The following is an 18,509-nucleotide window of genomic DNA, read 5'->3' as shown; positions in this document are numbered from 1 at the left end:
GCTGACATTTCTGCAACTGCCACTCCTGCCGCGCTAATCAAATTTTCATGCCGCTAAATGAAGAGACCACAGATTACCTGGCGTAAACGCCGGTTAGCGCTTTATCGTTTATTAAGTTTAACTGAACATCGCGTCAGCTACGCTAATGTTATTATTTTTACAAAAAAAGGAAATTCCTAAAGATGAGGAATTGATTAATTTATGTTAGGTGTTTACCTCAATATTGGGTAATGTTTCATCGTCGCAAGACACTACACAACAGCACGCTAACTGTCGTACGAGCGATTACAACACCAGGGAAATTATTTCCTTATAAGACCTGAAATATTAATACCCTTTCGATTTTCTTCTTTATTTTTCTATCGTTACTTTAATCCCCCTTGCATCATTTATGCAGGGGGGATTAAATCCCAAGGGGGAATGGCTGTGAAAACTAATATCCTGTCGATTACTTATCTACGGGCCGTGGCCTGTATGCTGGTGGTCGTCTGTCATGCAGAAAGCTTTGCGGCCAAATTAAGTCCGGGCTATTTTTCCGGGCTGTTTGGCTATGGCGGCGCGGTAGGCAAGCTTGGCGTACTGCTGTTCTTTATGATCAGCGGCTACCTGATGGCGTGCGTGCACTGGGAGGACTTTGGCCGCGGTAAGATGGCGCTGTTTGTCAAGAAAAGGCTGGTGCGTATTCTGCCGATGTATTATCTGTTTACCCTGCTGACGATTATCGCATGGGTAATTAACCCCGGCTGGTTCCCATCAACTGTATTAACGCCGCTGGATGATATTCTTTCTCTGTTATTTATTCCTTCGGTTTACATTAAAGAACTCGATACGCTCACGCCGGTATTATCCGTTGGCTGGACGCTGTGCTACGAAATGCTGTTTTATCTGGTGTTTGCCATCGGGCTATTATTCCGCCGCAGTACCGGCCTGATCTTTATTTTTGTCTCCATTGCTTTATTGATGCTGATGGGATATTTGGGCAGTTCTCAACAGAGCTACTTCCTGTTTTATACCAACGATATCATGCTCTATTTCCTGAGCGGGATTGTATGCTTTATGCTGCAAAAGCGTATGCCGGAGCGTTATGCCCATAGCGCACTGTCGCTGGTGCTGATTGTCGCCCTGCTGACTTTCTCTACGTTGTGGCTGCAGGGCGTGCTTCAGCTGCTGGTGCTGACGCTGAGCTTCTTCCTGCTGACCGGACTGGAGTTTAATACGGTTCGCCAAACCACCATGACCAAAGTGGTGAGTGCCGTGGGTCTGGCTTCGTACTCTATCTATCTGTGCCACCGTCTGTTTATGGGGGCGCTGGAGAAGGTACTGCATGTGTTTATGCCCGCGGCCAGCACCGCCACGATGTATCTGGCGATGGTGATCCTCAGCGTGGCCTCAGCGGTGGTCGGTTATATGATCTACTGGCTGATTGAGAAGCGTGCCACCATGGTGTTCAGAGTGAAAACCTCTTAGGTATCTGCACTGTGGGTTGACCGAAAAAAAGGGTCACCCCCTACAGGTTTAGGGTTTGTGACAGGGGCGAGCATTTCAGTCGCCCCTGCTGTTTTAGCGCCCTACCCGGCGCTGGCTGTTGACCAGCGCCACCGCGCTGAATAACGCCAGCAGGATCAGATAGTAGCTCGGCGCCAGGCTGCTGCCGGTTGCGCTGATCAACAGCGTACAGATTAGCGGCGCAAAACCTCCGAACACCGTGACCGCCACGTTATAGCTGATTGCCATGCCGCTGGCGCGGGTGGTAATCGGGAACAGATCGGCCATCATCGACGGCACGGTAGAGAAGTAGACCGATTTCAGCAGCGCCATCCAACCAACCAGCAGGATCAAGGTGGTCGGCGTGGTGTTATTCACCACCATGCGGAAAGCCGGATAGATGGTCAGCGCCAGCAGGATTAATGACCCCCACATCAGCGGTACGCGCCCGACTTTCTCCGCCCACAGCCCCATCAGCGGGGTCACCACCGTCAGAATAATTCCGGCAACCAGCGTTGCGGTAAAGGCCGCAGAACCCGGCAGATGCAGCGTTTTGGTGGCATACGTCGGCACATAGTTGAGCATATAGTTGACCCCGGTGGAGATCACCATCAGCCCCATTGCCAGCAGCAGCAGCGTTTTCTGGCGGCTCATCAGGTCTTTCAGCGGCGCGTGGGACTTCTCCTGCGCGACAAAGCTGGCCGGCTCATGCACGTGGCGGCGAATATACAGGCCAACCGGGCCGATAATCAGGCCGAAAGCAAACGGAATGCGCCACCCCCAGTCCTGAATCTGCGTTTCAGTCAGCCACGAGGTCAGCCCTAAGCCAAACGCCGAGGCCATCAGCGTACTTGCCCCCTGGGTAGCAAACTGCCAGCTGGCGATAAAGGCGCGACGCTTGGGAAAGTGCTCCACCAGAAAGGCGGTAGAGCTGCCGAATTCGCCGCCCGCCGAGAAGCCCTGAATCAGGCGCGCCAGCAAAATCATCAGCGGTGCCAGCAGGCCAATGCTCTGATAAGACGGCATCACAGTGATGATTAACCCACCGACCATCATCAACATGATCGACATCAGCAGCGCTTTTTTACGCCCGACGCGGTCTGCATAGGCACCGAGAACAATTGCCCCCAGCGGACGGATCAGAAACGATACGCCAAAGCTGCCGAAAGTCAGCAGCATGGAGACTGACGGATCCTCAGTAGGGAAAAACGCGTGGGCGATATAGCTGGCGAAAAAGCCGTACACCGCAATATCAAACCACTCCAGCGCATTGCCGACGCAGGTCGCGAACAGCGTTTTATACAGGTTCGGCTGCGCCGCCGCCTGAGGCTGAATTAAGCTGCTCACTGGCCTGCCCCCTGTGCACGGTGCGCACGATGGCGCGCCAGCAGATCGCTGCCCTGCTCGCCTAAATCCCAGAATAAGCGCGTCATCATCTGTAACCCCTCGCGGGCGATCGATTTCAGCATATGTTCATCCACCGCGTGCTGACCGCAGGCGGGATAAGAGTGCGGCACCCACAGCGTCGGCAGGCCGAGCGTCTGCGCAAAGACATCATTCGGCAGTGAACCACCGAGGTTGGGCAGCAGCGCCGGTTTTTTACCGCTGGTCTGCGCCATCACTCCGAGCGCCCAGCCCACCAGCGGATCGGTCGGGTCAAGGCGCGTGGCCGGAGAGCCGCGCAGCACCTCGACCTCAACCTGCTGGAAGCCGTGCGCATCCAGATGTGTGCGCAGGTGGCTGGCGATATTTTCCCAGTCGGTATCGACGACAAAACGCAGCTGGCAGACCGCCGTCGCGCTGCCGGGAATGGCGTTCATCGGCCGCGCCGGATTGCCGGTGAGGAAAGAGAGCACTTCAAGCGTGTTCCAGCCGTACAGGCGCTCGGTTGGCGTCAGGCCGCATTCGCCCCAGCGGGGATCGATGGCCGGGCCGTCGCCTTCGCCGACATCAATATCGCTGAGGATCGCTTTTACTGCGGCGCTAATCGCCGGCGGCTTCAGGGCGGCAACCTGCAGCTGGCCGTGCTGATTGACCAGGCAGGCCAGCGCGTTGGCCAGTTGGGTACCCGGGTTGCTCAACAGACCGCCCCAGTTGCCGGAGTGATAATCACGATCGCGCGCGTGGATGCTGAGGCGGAAGTTCACCGCACCGCGCGAACCGAGGAATAGCGTTGGCCGCTCCGCGCTGAGGCGCGGGCCATCGGAGGCGATAAAGATATCGGCTTTCATCAGATCGGCATGGCGCTGACACACTTCCTTCAGGCCCGGGGAGCTGATCTCTTCCCCCATCTCAAACAGAAACTTGCAGTTAAAGCCAAGACGACCGCCGCGCGCGGCTACTACCTGCTCCAGCGCGGCAATGTTCACCGAGTGTTGCCCTTTGTTGTCGGCGCTGCCGCGCCCGTACCAGCGGTCGCCCTCTTCCAGCAGCTGCCACGGGTTCAGCCCACTGCGCCAGTTTTCATCGTCACCAAACACCACATCGCCGTGGCCGTAGCACAGCAGCGTGGGGAGCTGCGGGTCTTCAACGCGGGTCGCCAGCAGGAAGGGGCGCTGCGGCGCCTGCGGGTTCGCCAGCTGCTGCGTGCTGAAGCCCAGCGCCTGCATGGCGGGGACCATCTCATCATCAAGATAGCTCTGGATCAGCGCATCACGGTCGTCGCGCTGGCTTTCAGTGCGCAGCGCCACGCGCCGTGCCAGCACCGTTTTAAATTCCCCACTGTCAAAATACGCCGTAGCCTGCGCGACTGCCTGTTCACCTGTCATGATAGTTGTCCGTTTTATCTGTTTATTTTTTGTGTTTGCCGTTTAGTTTTAAGCGACAATCGGGCTTTGCTACAATCATCAAAATATCAAACGGGCTTTGCTTTTAAAGCAACGATGCGCTGCACCTTAAAAGCACATGCACCAGCAGGAGGCACTACCATGCACAGCAGTGAAATCCGCTATTTTCTGGCGGTGGTGAACTGCGGCTCACTCAGCGCCGCCAGCCAGCAGCTGTTTGTGGCGGTATCGGCGATCAGCCGCCAGATCCAGCGGCTGGAAGAGCGCGTTGGCGCCCCGCTGTTTGAGCGCCACGCGCGCGGCATGGTGCTGAACGATGCCGGGCAGATTTTTGAAAACCACGTGCGAAAAAGCATGATGGATATGGAGCACGCGATTGCAGAGATTAAAGGGCTAAAAGCCGTCAGGCGCACTGCGCTGCGGGTAGCCTGCACCGACGGAATGGCTTTCAGCCTGCTGCCAATGCTGTTTACCCAGTTTCGCCTGCTGCACCCCGGGGTCAGTTTCCAACTCACGGTAGCCAGCTCGCTGGAAGTGGCGGAGATCCTGCGGCGCGGCGAGTGTGATGTGGCGTTCCAGTTCAGCCTGCACCCGGAGCGCGGTGTGGAGGTGGCGGCATCCTGGCCTGCTCCGGTTCTGCTGGTGCTGCATAGCAGCCACCCGCTGGCGCAGCAGGAGATGAAGCTGAGTGACCTGCTGGCGTACCCGCTGGCGCTGCCCAATGCCAACTTCACCGTGCGCCAGCTGTTCGACCTCTCCTGCCGTATGAGCGGCACCTTTATCGAGCCGGTACTGACCTGCAATAACTTCAGCTCGCTTTACACCTTCCTGCTACATACACCGCAGGCGATCACCATCAGTAGCCACTTCACCGTGATGTATCAGGCGCTGGAGCACGGGCTGGTGCTGAAATCGGTGGGACCGGACCAGTTGAGCCAGCGTTCGCTGCAGATGCAGACGGCAATTGGGCGCCAGCCGTCGGCAGCGCTGTCGCTGTTTGTGGATTTTGTGCGAATGGAGTTAAAGCAGCAGGATATGGAGATCAGAGCGCAGTTTGGTCTGTGATATGGCTGCGTGCCGTTGGTGGGGCGACCGAAAAAGAAGGTCGCCCCCTACGACATTCAAGCCGCTGTTTTATTTCATCTCTACCTGATAAAAAATATGCTTACCGAAGGGATCGACTTCGTAACCGCTCACCTCTTTGCGCACCGGTTCGAAAATGGTTGAGTGCGCAATCATCACCGCTGGGGCCTGGTCGTGCATGATCTGCTGCGCCTCCCGGTACATCGCCACGCGCTTGTCGTGATCCTGCTCGGCGCGCGCTTTGGTAATCAGCTGGTCAAAGGGCTGGTAGCACCACTTCGACGAGTTTGACCCACCGTTGGCCGAAGTACAGCTGAATAGCGGACCGAAGAAGTTATCCGGATCCCCGGTTGCGGTGGTCCAGCCCATCAGCGCGGCCTGGTGTTCGCCGTTTTTCACCCGTTTGAGGTACTCCCCCCATTCGAAGCTGACGATATTCGCTTTGATGCCCACTTTCGCCCAGTCAGCCTGGATCATTTCGGCCATGCGTCGCGCGTTTGGGTTATAAGGGCGCTGCACCGGCATCGCCCACAGGTCAATGCTGGTGCCAGGGGCTATTCCGGCTTCTTTCAGCAATGCCTTGGCTTTTTCTACGTCGTAATCGTAATCCTTCAGGTCCTGGTCAGCGCTCCACACCCCCGGCGGCAGCAGATTTTTCGCTGCGGTGCCGGTGCCCTGGAATACCGCTTCGATAATCGCCGGTTTGTTGATCGCCATACTCAGCGCCTGGCGCACTTTGACGTTATCCAGCGGGGCTTTCTGGGTGTTAAACGCGAGGAAACCGGTGTTGAGCCCGGCCTTCTGCATCAGGGTGATATTTTTGTCTTCGCCCAGGCGCTTAAGGTCGGCAGGGTTTGGGAATGGCATCACCTGGCATTCGTTTTTCTCCAGCTTGGCAGCACGTACCGAGGCATCAGGGGTGATGCTGAATACCAGACGATCCAGTTTCGCTTTGCCCTGCCAGTAGTCCGGGAAGGCACGGTACAGAATGCGCGCGTCCTTCTGGTACTGCACCAGCTCAAATGGCCCGGTGCCGATAGGGTCGCGGTCCACTTTCTCCGGCGTGCCGGCCTTTAGCATCGCATCGGCATATTCGGCGGAGAGGATCGATGCAAAATACCAGCCGAGATCGGCGAGGAATGGCGCCTCGGCATGGGCCAGCGTAAAGCGCACGGTGTGGTCGTCCACCTTCTCAATTTTTTGCAGCAGCGTGCCAAACTCCAGGCTTTCAAAGTTGGTGTAGCTGCCGTTAGAGACGTTGTGATACGGGTTAGCCGGATCTTTCTGCCGCATAAACGAGAAGATAACGTCGTCGGCGTTGAAATCGCGCGTCGGCTTATAGCTTTTACTGCTGTGGAACTTAACGCCTTTGCGCAGGTGGAAGGTATAAACCTTGCCGTCCGGGCTGATATCCCAGCTCTCGGCGAGGCTCGGGATCAGGTCGGTGGTACCCGGTGTGAAATCCACCAGGCGGTTATAAATCGGCACCGCGCTGGCATCCACGCTGGTGCCGGAGGTGTACAGCTGAGGGTTAAAGTTTTCCGGCGACCCTTCCGAACAGAACACCAGCGTTTTTGCGGCTGCCCCAGAGGCCACGGTGAGCGCCAGAGCCGCCAGTACCGTGCGTAATACCACTTTCTTCATCTCCATCCTCGCTTTTTATTTGACTTTGTCAGGGGGTGATGCGTAAAACAAAAAGATATCTGTTTAATAAATAACACGATTGGCAACTCTACAGAACCTTTATAGTTCGCGACAAATAAGGAAACGTTATGACCGACAACCTGGCGAGCCAGCTGACTCAGCGTTTTTATCGTTATCTGGCCGTTACCAGCCAGAGTGATGCCGCAGCAACCGTGCTGCCGAGCACGCCGGAACAGCATCAGATGGCGCAAATGCTGGCTGACGAGCTGCGCCAGCTCGGGCTGGAAAAGGTGGTGATTGATGAGTTTGCTACCGTTACCGCCGTTAAGCCCGGCAACCGCCCTGATGCGCCGCGCATTGGCTTTATCACCCATATCGATACCGTCGACGTCGGGCTGTCACCGCATATTCATCCGCAGACGCTGCGCTATGAGGGTGAGGATCTGTGCCTGAACCAAACGCAGGATATCTGGCTGCGCAGCGCGGAACACCCGGAGATCCGCGCCTATCACGGCCAGGAAATCATCTTCAGCGACGGCACCAGCGTGCTCGGCGCCGACAATAAAGCGGCGGTCACAGTGGTGATGACGCTGATGGAAAACCTGAATGCGCAGCACGCCCACGGCGATATCGTGGTGGCGTTTGTGCCGGATGAAGAGATCGGCCTGCGCGGTGCGAAGGCGCTGGATTTAAAAGCCCGTTTTGACGTCGATTTTGCCTACACTATCGACTGCTGCGAGCTGGGCGAAGTGGTTTATGAGAACTTTAACGCCGCTGCCGCTGAAATCCGCCTGACCGGTGTAACAGCACACCCGATGTCGGGCAAAGGGGTGCTGGTCAATCCGCTGCTGATGGCGTGGGACTTTATCAGCCACTTCGACCGTCAGCAGACGCCGGAGCATACCGAGGGGCGCGAAGGCTACACCTGGTTTAACGACATGCAGGCCAACGCCAGCGAGACGCGTCTGAAGGCTTCAATTCGTGATTTTGACCTCGTCAGTTTTGCCGCACGCAAACAGCAGATGCATGACGTGGCGGAGAAAATCCGTCAGGCCTACCCAACCGGAAAAGTTGAAGTCAGCATCAGCGATACCTACAGCAATATCAGCAATGCTATTGGCGACGATCGCCGCCCGATCGAACTGATCTTTGAGGCGATGAAGCAGTTAGAGATTGAACCGAAGGTGATCCCAATGCGCGGCGGCACCGATGGCGCAGCACTGTCGGCCAAGGGTCTGTTAACGCCGAACTTCTTTACCGGGGCGCATAACTTCCACTCGAAATTTGAGTTCCTGCCGATCCCGTCGTTTGTGAAATCTTACCTGCTGGCAGAGAAAATTTGCCTGCTGGCAGCGGAGTGATAGTCGGCGGAAAGAAATACGGTCGAGGCATGCCTCGACCCTACGATCTCCAGCAACATTTTCGTCGGGGATCGGGCATGCCCGACCCATGGGACATTGGAAGAAAGGAAAGTAATAGAATGAGGCGGATAGGTTCATAAAAAAGTCATATTGTTCCAGTTCCACCGTCAGAACACCAGACTTGTCCGGAACTGTAACTATTTTCAGTCGAGGCCATTGTCACATAAAGCGATGCAATTTCTGCTGGTTGTCCAGGTCTCCCTAGCGGCGTAGAAGCGCCAAAAGTACTTACCTTATTCGTTGGCTGTCCACCGCTAGGTTGCAAAGCGGTCCAGTATGGCCCAGGTGCAACTGCATTGACTCGAATACCTTCTTTGGCCAACTGCTTTGCCAGTGATTTGGTAAAGGCAACAATACAAGCTTTAGTTTGAGCATAGTCAAGCAGGATCTCGTTAGGATCAAACGCCTGAATTGAACTGGTATTAATAATTGAAGCCCCTCTGGGAAGGTGATTTACAGCTTCTTTAGTTATCCAAAACATCGCATAAACGTTTATTTTGAACGTTGCATCAAAATCTTCAGTCTTTAAATTCCGAATAGATTCATTGTATTGCTGACGCCCTGCATTGTTAACTAAAATATCAATACCTCCAAGTCTGGAGGCGGCTTCTTTGACTAACCTTTTGCAGAACGCTTCATCGCAAATATCTCCTGGAAGAGCGACAGCTACCCTTCCCTCCGCTTCAATCAGGCGGATCACTTCAACAGCATCAGATTCTTCTTCAGGAAGATAATTGATTGCCACATCAGCTCCCTCGCGAGCATAAGCGATGGCGACCGCACGACCGATACCGGAGTCCCCTCCTGTAATCAGAGCTTTACGGCCAACTAAACGCCCACTACCCTTATAGCTTAATTCACCATGATCAGGTAAAGGTATCATTTTGTTGGCCAGCCCTGGAGCTAGCTGAGTCTGTTCAGGAAAAGGTGGGAATGGATATTCAACAGAATCAAGATCGTTAGTTTTATTAACGGACATTATATCTCCTTAACAAATAATCAGAAAGAAACTAAGTAATTAAAAAACATCATTGATTAGTTAAACTAATCTCAAGTTAGTCAAACTGTTTTCAACCGAATAATCTGGAGTTTAAAGTCATTTAAGCATAATAGATAAGTTAAATCTCTAAAAATTAAATTTCTCTTGCAATATTTATAACATTAACTATAGATGTAAGATCACTAAAATCAACATCGTCATTATCAGATAAAACAACCAATTCACAATGACATATACACCTTACTCTTGAGATATTAGATAGAAGTTCAGTTTTTGTTTCGTAAGGCAGCACACATGGTATCACTCCACGTTCATATACATTTTTTATATAGTTAATAACGAGTGCCATATCAAGATTCATACAAAAAAACATAAATAAAAAATCATTTTCAGACAATGCTAGAGAGTTTTGTGATTCTTTTTTCCTGCTGCTCATTCGAGAGATAGTCTGTTCTATATAGAACCTAGTTTTCTCAGACACGAGCTGAGGCTTACTTACAGCCCTCGATACAGTCATAGGTGATAAACCGGCTTCATTAGCAATATCGCAAATTTTTATATTTTCCGACTTCAAACCACATTGCACATAATTTAAATCGGAAATTGCCCTCTCAATTTTTTCTCTTGTTTCTTCCGAAACCAGATTTGGACAATTTAAAAATCTAGATACAGTCATAGATGAAACGCCTATTTTTTTAGCTACATCTTGAAGTATTACATTCTTTTTATTTTTCCTCATTAATATCACCTGAGAATTAAAATGAACAAAACAACTACTAACTAATTAATTTCATTAAATTTAATCGAAATTATAAACACGACTCGTTGAATTAAGTAGTCTTCACTTTAAAGCCAGAGAGTATTTTTTTAAGTTTCCCTACAACTTGTTGAAAAGAAACACCCTCCATGCAAATGGGACTTTGATGAATGCATAGGTTATTATTGAAGTGATTATCAAATACAGCTGAACATCCTCTATAATAACCATGCATACCGCATGGCTGAGCTTCGCATGAACTGGATGAATAGCAAAGCGATTGACCCGGATAGGTCACAACTTGGGGTCTTGAACTTCCCAAAATCGTTATCACATTTTGTGCACCTACCGCTGCAGAACCATGTATTAAAAAACTATCAAGGCAAATCCCAGCATAACATTGTGTTGTTACAGCAAGATACTCTCGCAGAGAATATTCTGCCTTTGAGAGATCAATAAATATGCATTTTGATTTGAAAAATTCAGTTAGTTGAGACCAATTTTCAGCTGGCCAATTTCGGTTGAAACTTTTTGATATGGTTTGTAACCAAACAACAGGCTTTGTGTATCGCGCCACTTTCTCACGTGCAATTTTAATTTCCTCTGGCTGGATAATTATCTTAGGATTACAGATAGGGAGTGTACATTTGAGTTGTTCCTCGGCCATCTCTAGCATATGATAAAAACTTGGTCGATAAGGGAAGGAATTGTGGGGGCGCCGTTCAGTATACTTACGCAAGTCGACGTCAAAGAAATCATCGAGTTCTGTTACTGCAGTTACAACATCGATACCTTCAATGCCAGATAAAAGGCTAGGAAACTTTGTATAAACGGAGATATTCTCGCCTTTAAATTTTTCATAAATACTATGAACAACAGCCGTTCCTGCTACAGAACAGCCTAAAGAATTCGCCAACCTTATAGATATATCCATTTATTTTATCCTTCCATGTTTTTAAAAATCGAAACTGACTTTAACGAACACTAAAACCAACAGGGACAAAACAATAATACTGAATATTTTTATTTAGAAATGTGCTGGAGATCATGCTTTGATGGTTAATAGCATTGGCATTTAAATTTTCATATAAATTACAAAGAGTGAGCAAAAAAAATAAATTTTTTAGATTTAATAGAAAACGGAGAAATATAATATACTTGAATCGGAAGTGTAGTTCCATTCGTGCGTTTTCTGAGTTTTTTTGAAAAAGTCTTGCCCAGCGAATTTTTACTTAATAAACACATTAAGGCTTAAATTTCTAACGGGATAATTAGATTGAAAATATTGAGGAGAAGTCAGTGGCGAAGCGACATCTTGCCGTCGCTTCGCTGTACCGGGAAAGTATTATTTTACTGACACATCAATGCCGGGGAAGAACTTGGCAGCCAGCTTGGTGACGGTGCCGTCAGCCTGTACTTTAGCAATCGCCGCATCGAGATCCTGCTTCAGCTTAGCGTCGTCTTTACGCAGGCCAAAACCGATTCCCACGCCCAGCACCTGCTCATCCTCTACCGCTTTACCGGCGAAGCTGTAACCCTTGCCCTGCGGCTTGTCGAGGAAGCCGGACTGACCGGCAGCAGACATCACCAGCGTACCGTCGAGGCGGCCAGCATCCATGTCGTTGTACACCTGGTTCTGGTCCTGATAGGAGGTTACGGTCACCCCCTGCGGCTCCCAGTGCTTCTTAGCGAAGGTTTCCTGTACGGACCCTTGCAGCACGCCCACGCTCTTACCTTTCAGGCTCTCCACGGTTGGCTGCAGGCCAGAACCGGTTTTCACGATTAGCATGCTGGGAATACGGTAAATAGGCTTGGTGAAGCCGATGCTTTTCATGCGTGCTTCGGTGATGTTCATCGCCGAGTTAATGGCATCAAACTTCTTCGCCGCCAGTGCCGGGATTAAGGCGTCAAAGCTGCTCTCAACCCAGCTGCACTTGAAGTTACCCGCCTGGCAAATGGCTTTGCCCAGCTCAATATCAAACCCTTCCAGCTCCCCGGAGGCATTGCGGCTTTCAAAAGGTGGATACTGCGATTCCAGCCCGTAGCGCAGCGTCTCCTGCGCCAGCGCGGACAAAGAACTCAACAGGCCTACCGCCACCAACAACGCGTTCAGCTTCTTCATGTACTTCCCCTCAAGTGTGATTAAGTTAGCGAGGCTTGACCTGGCAGAGTGCGCGTGCGCCCGCCTGCAAAGTGGCTTCGTCTTTTGCGAAAGAGAGACGGATTAATTTATTGTCGGTGCCATCGGTATAAAATGCCGACAGCGGAATGGTCGCCACACCATGATCAACAATCAGACGTTTTACCATTTCGCTGTCCGTCTCGTCACTGAAATCAGCATAGCTGGCCAACATAAAGAACGATCCCGCAGATGGCAGCAGCCTGAACGGCGAATCCTGCAGCAGCGCGGCTAAGGTGTCGCGCTTGCGCTGATAGAATTCGCCCAGTGCCAGATAGTTAGCTGGCTGGCGCAGATAGTCGGCAAACGCTACCTGCATGGGGGTATCGGCGGAGAACATCATAAACTGATGCACTTTAACCACCTCCTCCATCAGCTGCGCCGGGGCTAACAGATAGCCGACGCGCCAGCCGGTCACGTGGAAAGTTTTACCGAAGGACGAGACAATCACGCTGCGCTGCGCCAGCTCCGGGTGGGTTGCCATGCCGTGATGCTTGCGGCCGTCAAACAGGATGTGCTCATACACTTCATCGGACAGCACCACGATATCGGTGTTGCGCGTCAGCGCTGCCAGCCGGTCGAGATCTTCGCGGCTCAGCACCTGTGAACTGGGGTTGTGCGGTGTGTTGATGATGATCATCCGCGTGCGCGAGGTGATCGCGGCGCTGACTTCCTCCCAGTTAATCGCAAACTCCGGCACCTGTAACTTCAGGCCAATGGCTTTCGCCCCCTGCAGGCGCACAATCGGCGCATAGCTGTCGAACGCGGGTTCAAAGAAGATCACCTCATCGCCCGCATGCACCAGCCCGGCAATCGCTGAGTAAAGTGCCTCGCTGGCGCTGGCGGTGATCAGCACTTCACTGCCCGCGTCATACTGCTGGCCGTAAAGCGTGTGGACTTTTTCCGCCAGCACGTCTCTCAGCGCGCCCAACCCCGTCATCGGTGCATACTGGTTATGCCCCTGCTGCATGGCGCGGGTGACACCATCAACCAGCAGCGGGTCGCAAGGGAAGTTTGGTGCGCCCTGCGACAGGTTTATCGCGTTATGCTGCGCGGAGAGCTGGCCAATCACCGAGAAAATGGTGGTGCCAACATCGGGGAGTTTTGAGCGCTGCTGCACCGCTGAGGTGATGGTCATAGAAGCTCCAGTCGGAAGAAAAGTAATGATGCCAGTTCTACCTGGCGGCACTTGAGGCGACAAGCGAATTGTTGTCATAATAGCCATGACTTTTTAACATAGCTCAGAGAGCCTCTATGCCCCAGCGTCCGCTGCCGTTAAATGCCATTCATGCTTTTATCGTTGCTGCCCGTCACCTTAACCTGACGCGTGCGGCCAGCGAGCTGTGCATTACTCAGGGTGCGGTGAGCCGTAAAATTGCGGCGCTGGAAGCGTGGCTTGGCTTTACCCTGTTTGATCGCCACGCGCGCGGCCTGCATCTGACCCCGCAGGGGGCGAGCCTGTTGCCCGCGCTACAAAGCGGCTATCAGCAGATGCACGACGCTGCACAGCAGGCGAGCCGTCAGCACGCGGTGATCCGCCTGAAAGCCCCAACCTGTGCGATGCGCTGGCTGGTGCCAAAACTGGTGGCGCTGGAGAAGCAGCGCCCGGAGCTGCATGTCTCCCTCACCACCACCGTTGAGCACAGCGGCCAGCTGGAAAATTTTGATGCCGCCATTGTTTACGGCAGCATGCCGCGCCACGGCGTGCTGCTGTTTGAAGAGGCATTGACCCCGGTGATGGCCGCCGCGCTGCTGCCCGAACCGGCCGTCACGCCCGCGTCGCTTGCCGCGATGACTTTTCTGCATCCCACCGCCGACAGCCGTGACTGGCAGCTCTGGCTCCAGGCCAACCGCCAGCCGCCGATCATGAAGCGTAACCAGCACTTTGCCACCATGGATCTGGCGATCAGTGCGGCCATTCAGGGGTTTGGCGTGACGGTGGCGGATGTGACGCTGATTGCGGAAGATCTGGCGATGCAGCGCCTGGTGGCGCCGTTTAGCGGCAGTGTGAAAACGGGGGCGGTTTACAGCCTGCTCCGCCGCCCGCCTGAGGAAGCGCCACCGCTGCTGGATGAGCTGGTGGCGTGGTTATCAGCGGGGAATTAGAACGCTACCCAGTCATCAGCGCCAGCCGCCGGGCTTTTTGCCAGGAGAGGCGAAGGTGATGCGGCGCGCGCTGGCGATTTCAGCGCCGCACTTTTCACCGCAGGCTCGGTCGCCGACAGGCGGAATTTAGCCACCGACAGCGTCAGCTCTTCCGTCTGACGCTCCAGCGCGCTGGCAGCGGCGGAGACCTGTTCAACCAGCGAGGCGTTCTGCTGGGTCACGCTGTCCATCTCGGAAATGGCGGTGCCGACCTGCGCAATGCCCTTACTCTGCTCTTCCGATGCCGAGGCGATCTGCTTCATGATCTCGGTCACTTCGCCTACCGAGTGCAGAATATCGTTCATGGTGCTGCCCGCCGCGTTCACCAGCTTCGACCCATCGTCAACGCGGCTGACCGAGTCGGCAATCAGCGTTTCAATCTCTTTCGCCGCGTTAGCACTGCGCTGCGCCAGGTTGCGCACTTCACTGGCTACCACGGCAAAACCGCGCCCCTGCTCACCGGCGCGTGCGGCTTCGACCGCTGCGTTAAGTGCCAGAATGTTGGTCTGAAAAGCAATGCTGTTAATCACCGTGGTAATTTCGGCAATCTTCTTCGAACTGCCGGCGATGCCTTCCATGGTGCTGACCACCTGACCCACCAGCTTGCCGCCTTTACCCGCGGTCGCTGAGGCGGTATCCGCCAGATCGCTGGCCTGACGCGCGTTATCGGCGTTGAACTTCACCGTAGCCGTGAGCTGCTCCATGCTGGCGGCAGTTTGCTCCAGCGCGGAGGCCTGCTCTTCGGTACGCGAAGAGAGATCGTTGTTACCCGAGGAGATCTCCGCTGCGCCGCGATAGATATTTTCGGTGCCGCTGCGAATTGAGCTGACCGCTTCGCGCAGGCTGTCCTGCATCGCGCGCAGTAAAGGCACCAGCTTGCCGACGCAGTTACGGCCAAAGTCATTCACCGGCTGGCTAAGGTCACCTTCGGCAATGACGCGGAAGTGTTCGCGGATGGTGTCGAGCGGGCGCACCAGCATCACCACCAGATAGCGGTCGGTGAACAGTAAAATCAGCAGCCCGGCAATCACCGCCATCACCAGCACGCTTTTGGTGACGTTGGTCAGGTGATCAACGGTGATGCGCGTGTCATCCAGCTTGGCACCCGCCGCGCTGTTGAACTTTTCCACGCTGGCGCCAAATGCGCGGCTCAGCGCAGGCGTTACGCTACTGGCCTGGCGGCGGAAATCATCAAGGCTGCCCTGCTTTGCCAGGTTCACCTGCGGAGAAACGCCCTCATCCAGCAGCTTCTGCCAGCTATCAATGGCGCCCGCCGCATACTGGGCATCAAGCGGGCCGGGAGACTGTTTTTTAAAATCGGCCAGCAGCGTGGTCATGTTATCCAGCGCTTTCTGCACGGAGGCCATATCTTCTGGCTTTTTAGATTCGATGGCCCGCGACAGACGAGTAATCACCCGAAAATACTGGTCGTTACCCTTACTCAGCGTGGTCATCTGGCTTACCAGGTGACGGTCAACGTCGTTACCCTTTGCCAGCTGGTTCAGAGAATAGACGCTGTAGCCGCCAACGCCTCCCCAAAGCAGGCAAAACAGGCCGAGGATCCACAGCATAATGGCGCGGATCGTGTAGTTCTTTAATAAGTTCATAGGGACTCCGTAACCTGGTGATACCGAATAAAAGTGATGACATAAGTGGGCTATCAAGAGAGTTATCGGCAAATTACGAAGAAACAGTTAAGAAAAATACACGATTAATATTGTTGATTCCGCCGCCTGATTTTAGTGCTGATGTAATATAAGTGATTGCTATGAAGCGATATTTAACTTTTTTAAGTTATTTAAAACACAGCAGTAATCATTAACTATTACCGCTGCGTGATTATTGTTTAGTGTTTAAGATGGACAAGGGCCTTCATCAGCAGGCGGAAAACCTGCATGCGGCGGCGCATAAAACGTTTTTCAATATGGATATCGGCCAACCCGTCCTGACCGAAGCGCAGGGTAACATCCTGTGAAGGATGCCAGGCAGGCCAGCTCACCTCACCGCCGATCTGATGGGAAAACTCGGTGATATCGCGGGCAAAGCTTAGCCAGTATTCACTGACGCGCCGGGCGAACTGGTGGTCACCTGCGGTAAAGGCGCGATCGGCTTCGCCCGGCGGCATCTGCCCCAGCGTATTGAGAACGTACGGCACTTCATTGCCGTGCCAGGTGCCGTGCGGGTAGATATCGCGGGCATTTTCGGAAACATAATCGAAGTAGTAGCGCCAGCCCGGAATGCCAATGCGGTGCTGTGCCAGAGCCATAACATAGCCCAGGGTGGTGAAACTCATATCGCGCGCGACCTGGCGGCCCAGCTCAATGTCATCCCAGACGCCGGGATATAACAGCTTAATCAAGCGCAGCGTCAGGGGCTGTTTGGCGCGCAGCCTGGCGATCACCTTCGCGGCATCGACACCAAAATAGTTCAGCACGCTGGCTTCATCACTGTTACTGCCAATCATCAGCGGCAGACGCTGCTGTTTGCCAGCATTGAATACGTTAAGCATTGGCTGAGGCAATACGCAGTCACCGCTGATGGCGACTGGCCCGGTTCCCAGCGAACTGTCCAGCGACCAGAAGGCTTCGGCGGGCAGCGCGCGCAGCTGTTCTGCCGTCGCTTCGCCAAGTGCAAAATGGCTGGCCAGCGCCTCGCCCTTCTTTAACGCTTCGGCACGGGGGACGTCAGGTAAAGAGTAAGCGCTCTGCGCAATGCCTTTGTGGAATAGACCCTGCGCCAGCGGCGAAGCAAACAGTGACAGGACGCTGCGGGCACCCGAGGATTCGCCCATCAGCGTGACATTGTGCGGGTTGCCGCCAAAGGCATGAATGTTACGTTGCACCCACTGCAGGGCGCTGATCTGGTCGAGCAAGGCGAAATTATTTATCACTTCACCTTTGGCGTACTCGCGGTCCAGCGCCGGATGGGCGAAGAAGCCCAGATGACCCAGGCGATAGTTGATCGTCACCACTACCGCGCCGCGCTGTGCCAGCGGTGCGCCAATGTACGGCGTCAGCCCACCTGAACCGACGGCGTAGCCCCCACCGTGGATCCACACCATCACCGGCAGCGGTGAAGATGGCTCGACATCGGGTGTCCAGACGTTGAGATATAAGCAATCTTCGCTGAATGTGCCAGGGTCGCCTCCGCCAACGGCGAGGCAGTATTCGCGGCTTTGCCAGCTGGCAAAGCCCCATGCGCTGGCATCCTTTTCCCCTTCCCAAGGCGGGAGCGGTTTCGGCGCTCTCCAGCGCAGCGGGCCGACGGGCGGAGCGGCGTAAGGGATCCCTTTAAAAACAAATACACCCTCTTCCACATTTCCTCGCAGACAGCCTTCTGCGGTATTAATCCGTAATAAACGATCGTTTCTCATTAGTTCATCCAAAACTGGCCTGCATTAATTATTTGCATCCGCAGGCAGAAAGTCCATAACGCCAGCTTATTTGCAGATTATGCTGATAGGTGATGAGTTTTTTGCAATGCGATGATCCGCGACTGCGATGCAGGATTATTTGCCATAACGTTGAGGACCACTTTATGTTTTCCGCTATCAATAATGGATTTTCCCGCCTCGGCGACCATCCCGATTTGGGCAAGCTGGTGTTACGCGTTTCACTCGGGGCGCTGCTGCTGTTTCATGGGGTATTTAAGATCCAGCACGGCGTAGGCTGGATTGCACGCCTGCTGCACGCGCACGGCATCCCGGGGTTTGTCGCCTATGGCGCCTATTTCGGCGAGGTCGTTGCACCAGTGATGATTATCGTTGGCCTGCTGACCCGCCCGGCAGCGTTTGTTATCGCAGTCAATCTGGTGGTGGCAACGCTGCTGGTAAAAACCGGTGCGGTATGGGACAGAACCAGCGTTGGCGCATGGGCACTGGAAGGTGAAGCGCTCTATTTCTTCGGCGCGCTGGCGGTGATGTTTTTAGGGGCCGGCCGTTTTACCTTAGTGAAGAACAGCAGTTTGCAGTGATGTGAGGCGGGCTGACCCAAAAAGAGGGTCAGCCCCA

General features: G+C 53.7%; 15 protein-coding genes. 5 read left to right on the top strand and 10 right to left on the bottom strand.

Annotation, left to right across the window (positions count from 1 at the left end; translation table 11 throughout):
* Window positions 1–426 precede the first annotated feature (426 nt).
* Window positions 427–1,467: an acyltransferase family protein gene (locus ACLI4M_RS20540; protein ID WP_166643180.1), complete on the top strand. Its 1,041-nt coding sequence runs from the start codon at window positions 427–429 to the stop codon at window positions 1,465–1,467.
* A 93-nt stretch (window positions 1,468–1,560) separates the two neighbouring features.
* On the opposite strand, the gene ACLI4M_RS20535 is transcribed toward ACLI4M_RS20540, so the two are convergent.
* Window positions 1,561–2,832 (bottom strand): MFS transporter, encoded by a 1,272-nt coding sequence (locus ACLI4M_RS20535; RefSeq protein WP_133623688.1) that lies wholly within the window; start codon window positions 2,830–2,832, stop codon window positions 1,561–1,563.
* Window positions 2,829–4,253 (bottom strand): M20 family metallopeptidase, encoded by a 1,425-nt coding sequence (locus ACLI4M_RS20530; RefSeq protein WP_133623689.1) that lies wholly within the window; start codon window positions 4,251–4,253, stop codon window positions 2,829–2,831. The genes ACLI4M_RS20535 and ACLI4M_RS20530 overlap by 4 nt, the downstream gene beginning before the upstream one ends.
* A gap of 159 nt (window positions 4,254–4,412) precedes the next feature.
* On the opposite strand from ACLI4M_RS20530, the gene ACLI4M_RS20525 reads away from it, so the two are divergent.
* Entirely contained in the window at window positions 4,413–5,336 is a 924-nt protein-coding gene (locus tag ACLI4M_RS20525; RefSeq protein ID WP_133623690.1) for a LysR family transcriptional regulator, read from the top strand.
* Between the two features lie 69 nt (window positions 5,337–5,405).
* Here ACLI4M_RS20525 and ACLI4M_RS20520 read toward each other — a convergent pair whose 3' ends face one another.
* Window positions 5,406–6,998: an ABC transporter substrate-binding protein gene (locus tag ACLI4M_RS20520; protein WP_133623691.1), complete on the bottom strand. Its 1,593-nt coding sequence runs from the start codon at window positions 6,996–6,998 to the stop codon at window positions 5,406–5,408.
* A 128-nt stretch (window positions 6,999–7,126) separates the two neighbouring features.
* On the opposite strand from ACLI4M_RS20520, the gene pepT reads away from it, so the two are divergent.
* Window positions 7,127–8,359 carry a peptidase T gene (gene pepT / locus ACLI4M_RS20515; protein WP_133623692.1) on the top strand — a complete coding sequence of 411 codons (1,233 nt, stop codon included), beginning with the start codon at window positions 7,127–7,129 and terminating at the stop codon, window positions 8,357–8,359.
* 145 nt (window positions 8,360–8,504) lie between these two features.
* On the opposite strand, the gene ACLI4M_RS20510 is transcribed toward pepT, so the two are convergent.
* From ACLI4M_RS20510 to ACLI4M_RS20490, 5 genes are all read right to left on the bottom strand, one after another.
* Window positions 8,505–9,398, bottom strand: a complete 894-nt coding sequence (locus ACLI4M_RS20510; RefSeq protein ID WP_133623693.1) for an SDR family oxidoreductase — start codon at window positions 9,396–9,398, stop codon at window positions 8,505–8,507.
* A gap of 154 nt (window positions 9,399–9,552) precedes the next feature.
* Window positions 9,553–10,158: a LacI family DNA-binding transcriptional regulator gene (locus ACLI4M_RS20505; protein ID WP_133623694.1), complete on the bottom strand. Its 606-nt coding sequence runs from the start codon at window positions 10,156–10,158 to the stop codon at window positions 9,553–9,555.
* 91 nt (window positions 10,159–10,249) lie between these two features.
* A complete protein-coding gene (locus tag ACLI4M_RS20500; RefSeq protein WP_133623695.1) occupies window positions 10,250–11,110 on the bottom strand; it encodes a glycosyltransferase family 9 protein in 861 nt (286 codons plus the stop codon).
* A gap of 411 nt (window positions 11,111–11,521) precedes the next feature.
* Entirely contained in the window at window positions 11,522–12,298 is a 777-nt protein-coding gene (locus ACLI4M_RS20495; protein WP_133623696.1) for a transporter substrate-binding domain-containing protein, read from the bottom strand.
* A gap of 25 nt (window positions 12,299–12,323) precedes the next feature.
* Window positions 12,324–13,493, bottom strand: a complete 1,170-nt coding sequence (locus tag ACLI4M_RS20490) for a methionine aminotransferase (RefSeq protein ID WP_133623697.1) — start codon at window positions 13,491–13,493, stop codon at window positions 12,324–12,326.
* Window positions 13,494–13,609: 116 nt separating this feature from the next.
* Here ACLI4M_RS20490 and ACLI4M_RS20485 point away from each other — a divergent pair, with 116 nt between their 5' ends.
* Window positions 13,610–14,461, top strand: a complete 852-nt coding sequence (locus ACLI4M_RS20485) for a LysR family transcriptional regulator (RefSeq protein WP_133623698.1) — start codon at window positions 13,610–13,612, stop codon at window positions 14,459–14,461.
* On the opposite strand, the gene ACLI4M_RS20480 is transcribed toward ACLI4M_RS20485, so the two are convergent.
* Entirely contained in the window at window positions 14,458–16,107 is a 1,650-nt protein-coding gene (locus ACLI4M_RS20480) for a methyl-accepting chemotaxis protein (protein WP_133623699.1), read from the bottom strand. The two genes, ACLI4M_RS20485 and ACLI4M_RS20480, sit on opposite strands and share 4 nt — an antisense overlap.
* 239 nt (window positions 16,108–16,346) lie before the next feature.
* Window positions 16,347–17,873, bottom strand: coding sequence for a carboxylesterase/lipase family protein (locus tag ACLI4M_RS20475; RefSeq protein WP_133623700.1), 1,527 nt, complete (start codon window positions 17,871–17,873; stop codon window positions 16,347–16,349).
* 164 nt (window positions 17,874–18,037) lie between these two features.
* Here ACLI4M_RS20475 and ACLI4M_RS20470 point away from each other — a divergent pair, with 164 nt between their 5' ends.
* Window positions 18,038–18,472, top strand: coding sequence for a DoxX family protein (locus ACLI4M_RS20470; protein ID WP_048916028.1), 435 nt, complete (start codon window positions 18,038–18,040; stop codon window positions 18,470–18,472).
* The last annotated feature ends 37 nt before the right edge of the window (window positions 18,473–18,509 follow it).

The sequence above is a fragment of the Erwinia sp. LJJL01 genome, from assembly GCF_047300805.2.
Classification (GTDB): Bacteria; Pseudomonadota; Gammaproteobacteria; order Enterobacterales; family Enterobacteriaceae; genus Erwinia; species Erwinia aphidicola.
The sequence above is the reverse complement of the archived record's forward strand: the minus strand, read 5'-3'. Positions and strand labels throughout refer to the sequence as shown.

What these genes read in the sequence shown, in the direction of transcription:
- ACLI4M_RS20530 (WP_133623689.1), bottom strand. Translation starts at nt 4,253, where the DNA reads ATGACAGGTGAACAGGCAGTCGCGCAGGCTACGGCGTATTTTGACAGT.
- ACLI4M_RS20525 (WP_133623690.1), top strand. Translation starts at nt 4,413, where the DNA reads ATGCACAGCAGTGAAATCCGCTATTTTCTGGCGGTGGTGAACTGCGGC.
- ACLI4M_RS20520 (WP_133623691.1), bottom strand. Translation starts at nt 6,998, where the DNA reads ATGAAGAAAGTGGTATTACGCACGGTACTGGCGGCTCTGGCGCTCACC.
- pepT (WP_133623692.1), top strand. Translation starts at nt 7,127, where the DNA reads ATGACCGACAACCTGGCGAGCCAGCTGACTCAGCGTTTTTATCGTTAT.
- ACLI4M_RS20510 (WP_133623693.1), bottom strand. Translation starts at nt 9,398, where the DNA reads ATGTCCGTTAATAAAACTAACGATCTTGATTCTGTTGAATATCCATTC.
- ACLI4M_RS20505 (WP_133623694.1), bottom strand. Translation starts at nt 10,158, where the DNA reads ATGAGGAAAAATAAAAAGAATGTAATACTTCAAGATGTAGCTAAAAAA.
- ACLI4M_RS20500 (WP_133623695.1), bottom strand. Translation starts at nt 11,110, where the DNA reads ATGGATATATCTATAAGGTTGGCGAATTCTTTAGGCTGTTCTGTAGCA.
- ACLI4M_RS20495 (WP_133623696.1), bottom strand. Translation starts at nt 12,298, where the DNA reads ATGAAGAAGCTGAACGCGTTGTTGGTGGCGGTAGGCCTGTTGAGTTCT.
- ACLI4M_RS20490 (WP_133623697.1), bottom strand. Translation starts at nt 13,493, where the DNA reads ATGACCATCACCTCAGCGGTGCAGCAGCGCTCAAAACTCCCCGATGTT.
- ACLI4M_RS20485 (WP_133623698.1), top strand. Translation starts at nt 13,610, where the DNA reads ATGCCCCAGCGTCCGCTGCCGTTAAATGCCATTCATGCTTTTATCGTT.
- ACLI4M_RS20480 (WP_133623699.1), bottom strand. Translation starts at nt 16,107, where the DNA reads ATGAACTTATTAAAGAACTACACGATCCGCGCCATTATGCTGTGGATC.
- ACLI4M_RS20475 (WP_133623700.1), bottom strand. Translation starts at nt 17,873, where the DNA reads ATGAGAAACGATCGTTTATTACGGATTAATACCGCAGAAGGCTGTCTG.
- ACLI4M_RS20470 (WP_048916028.1), top strand. Translation starts at nt 18,038, where the DNA reads ATGTTTTCCGCTATCAATAATGGATTTTCCCGCCTCGGCGACCATCCC.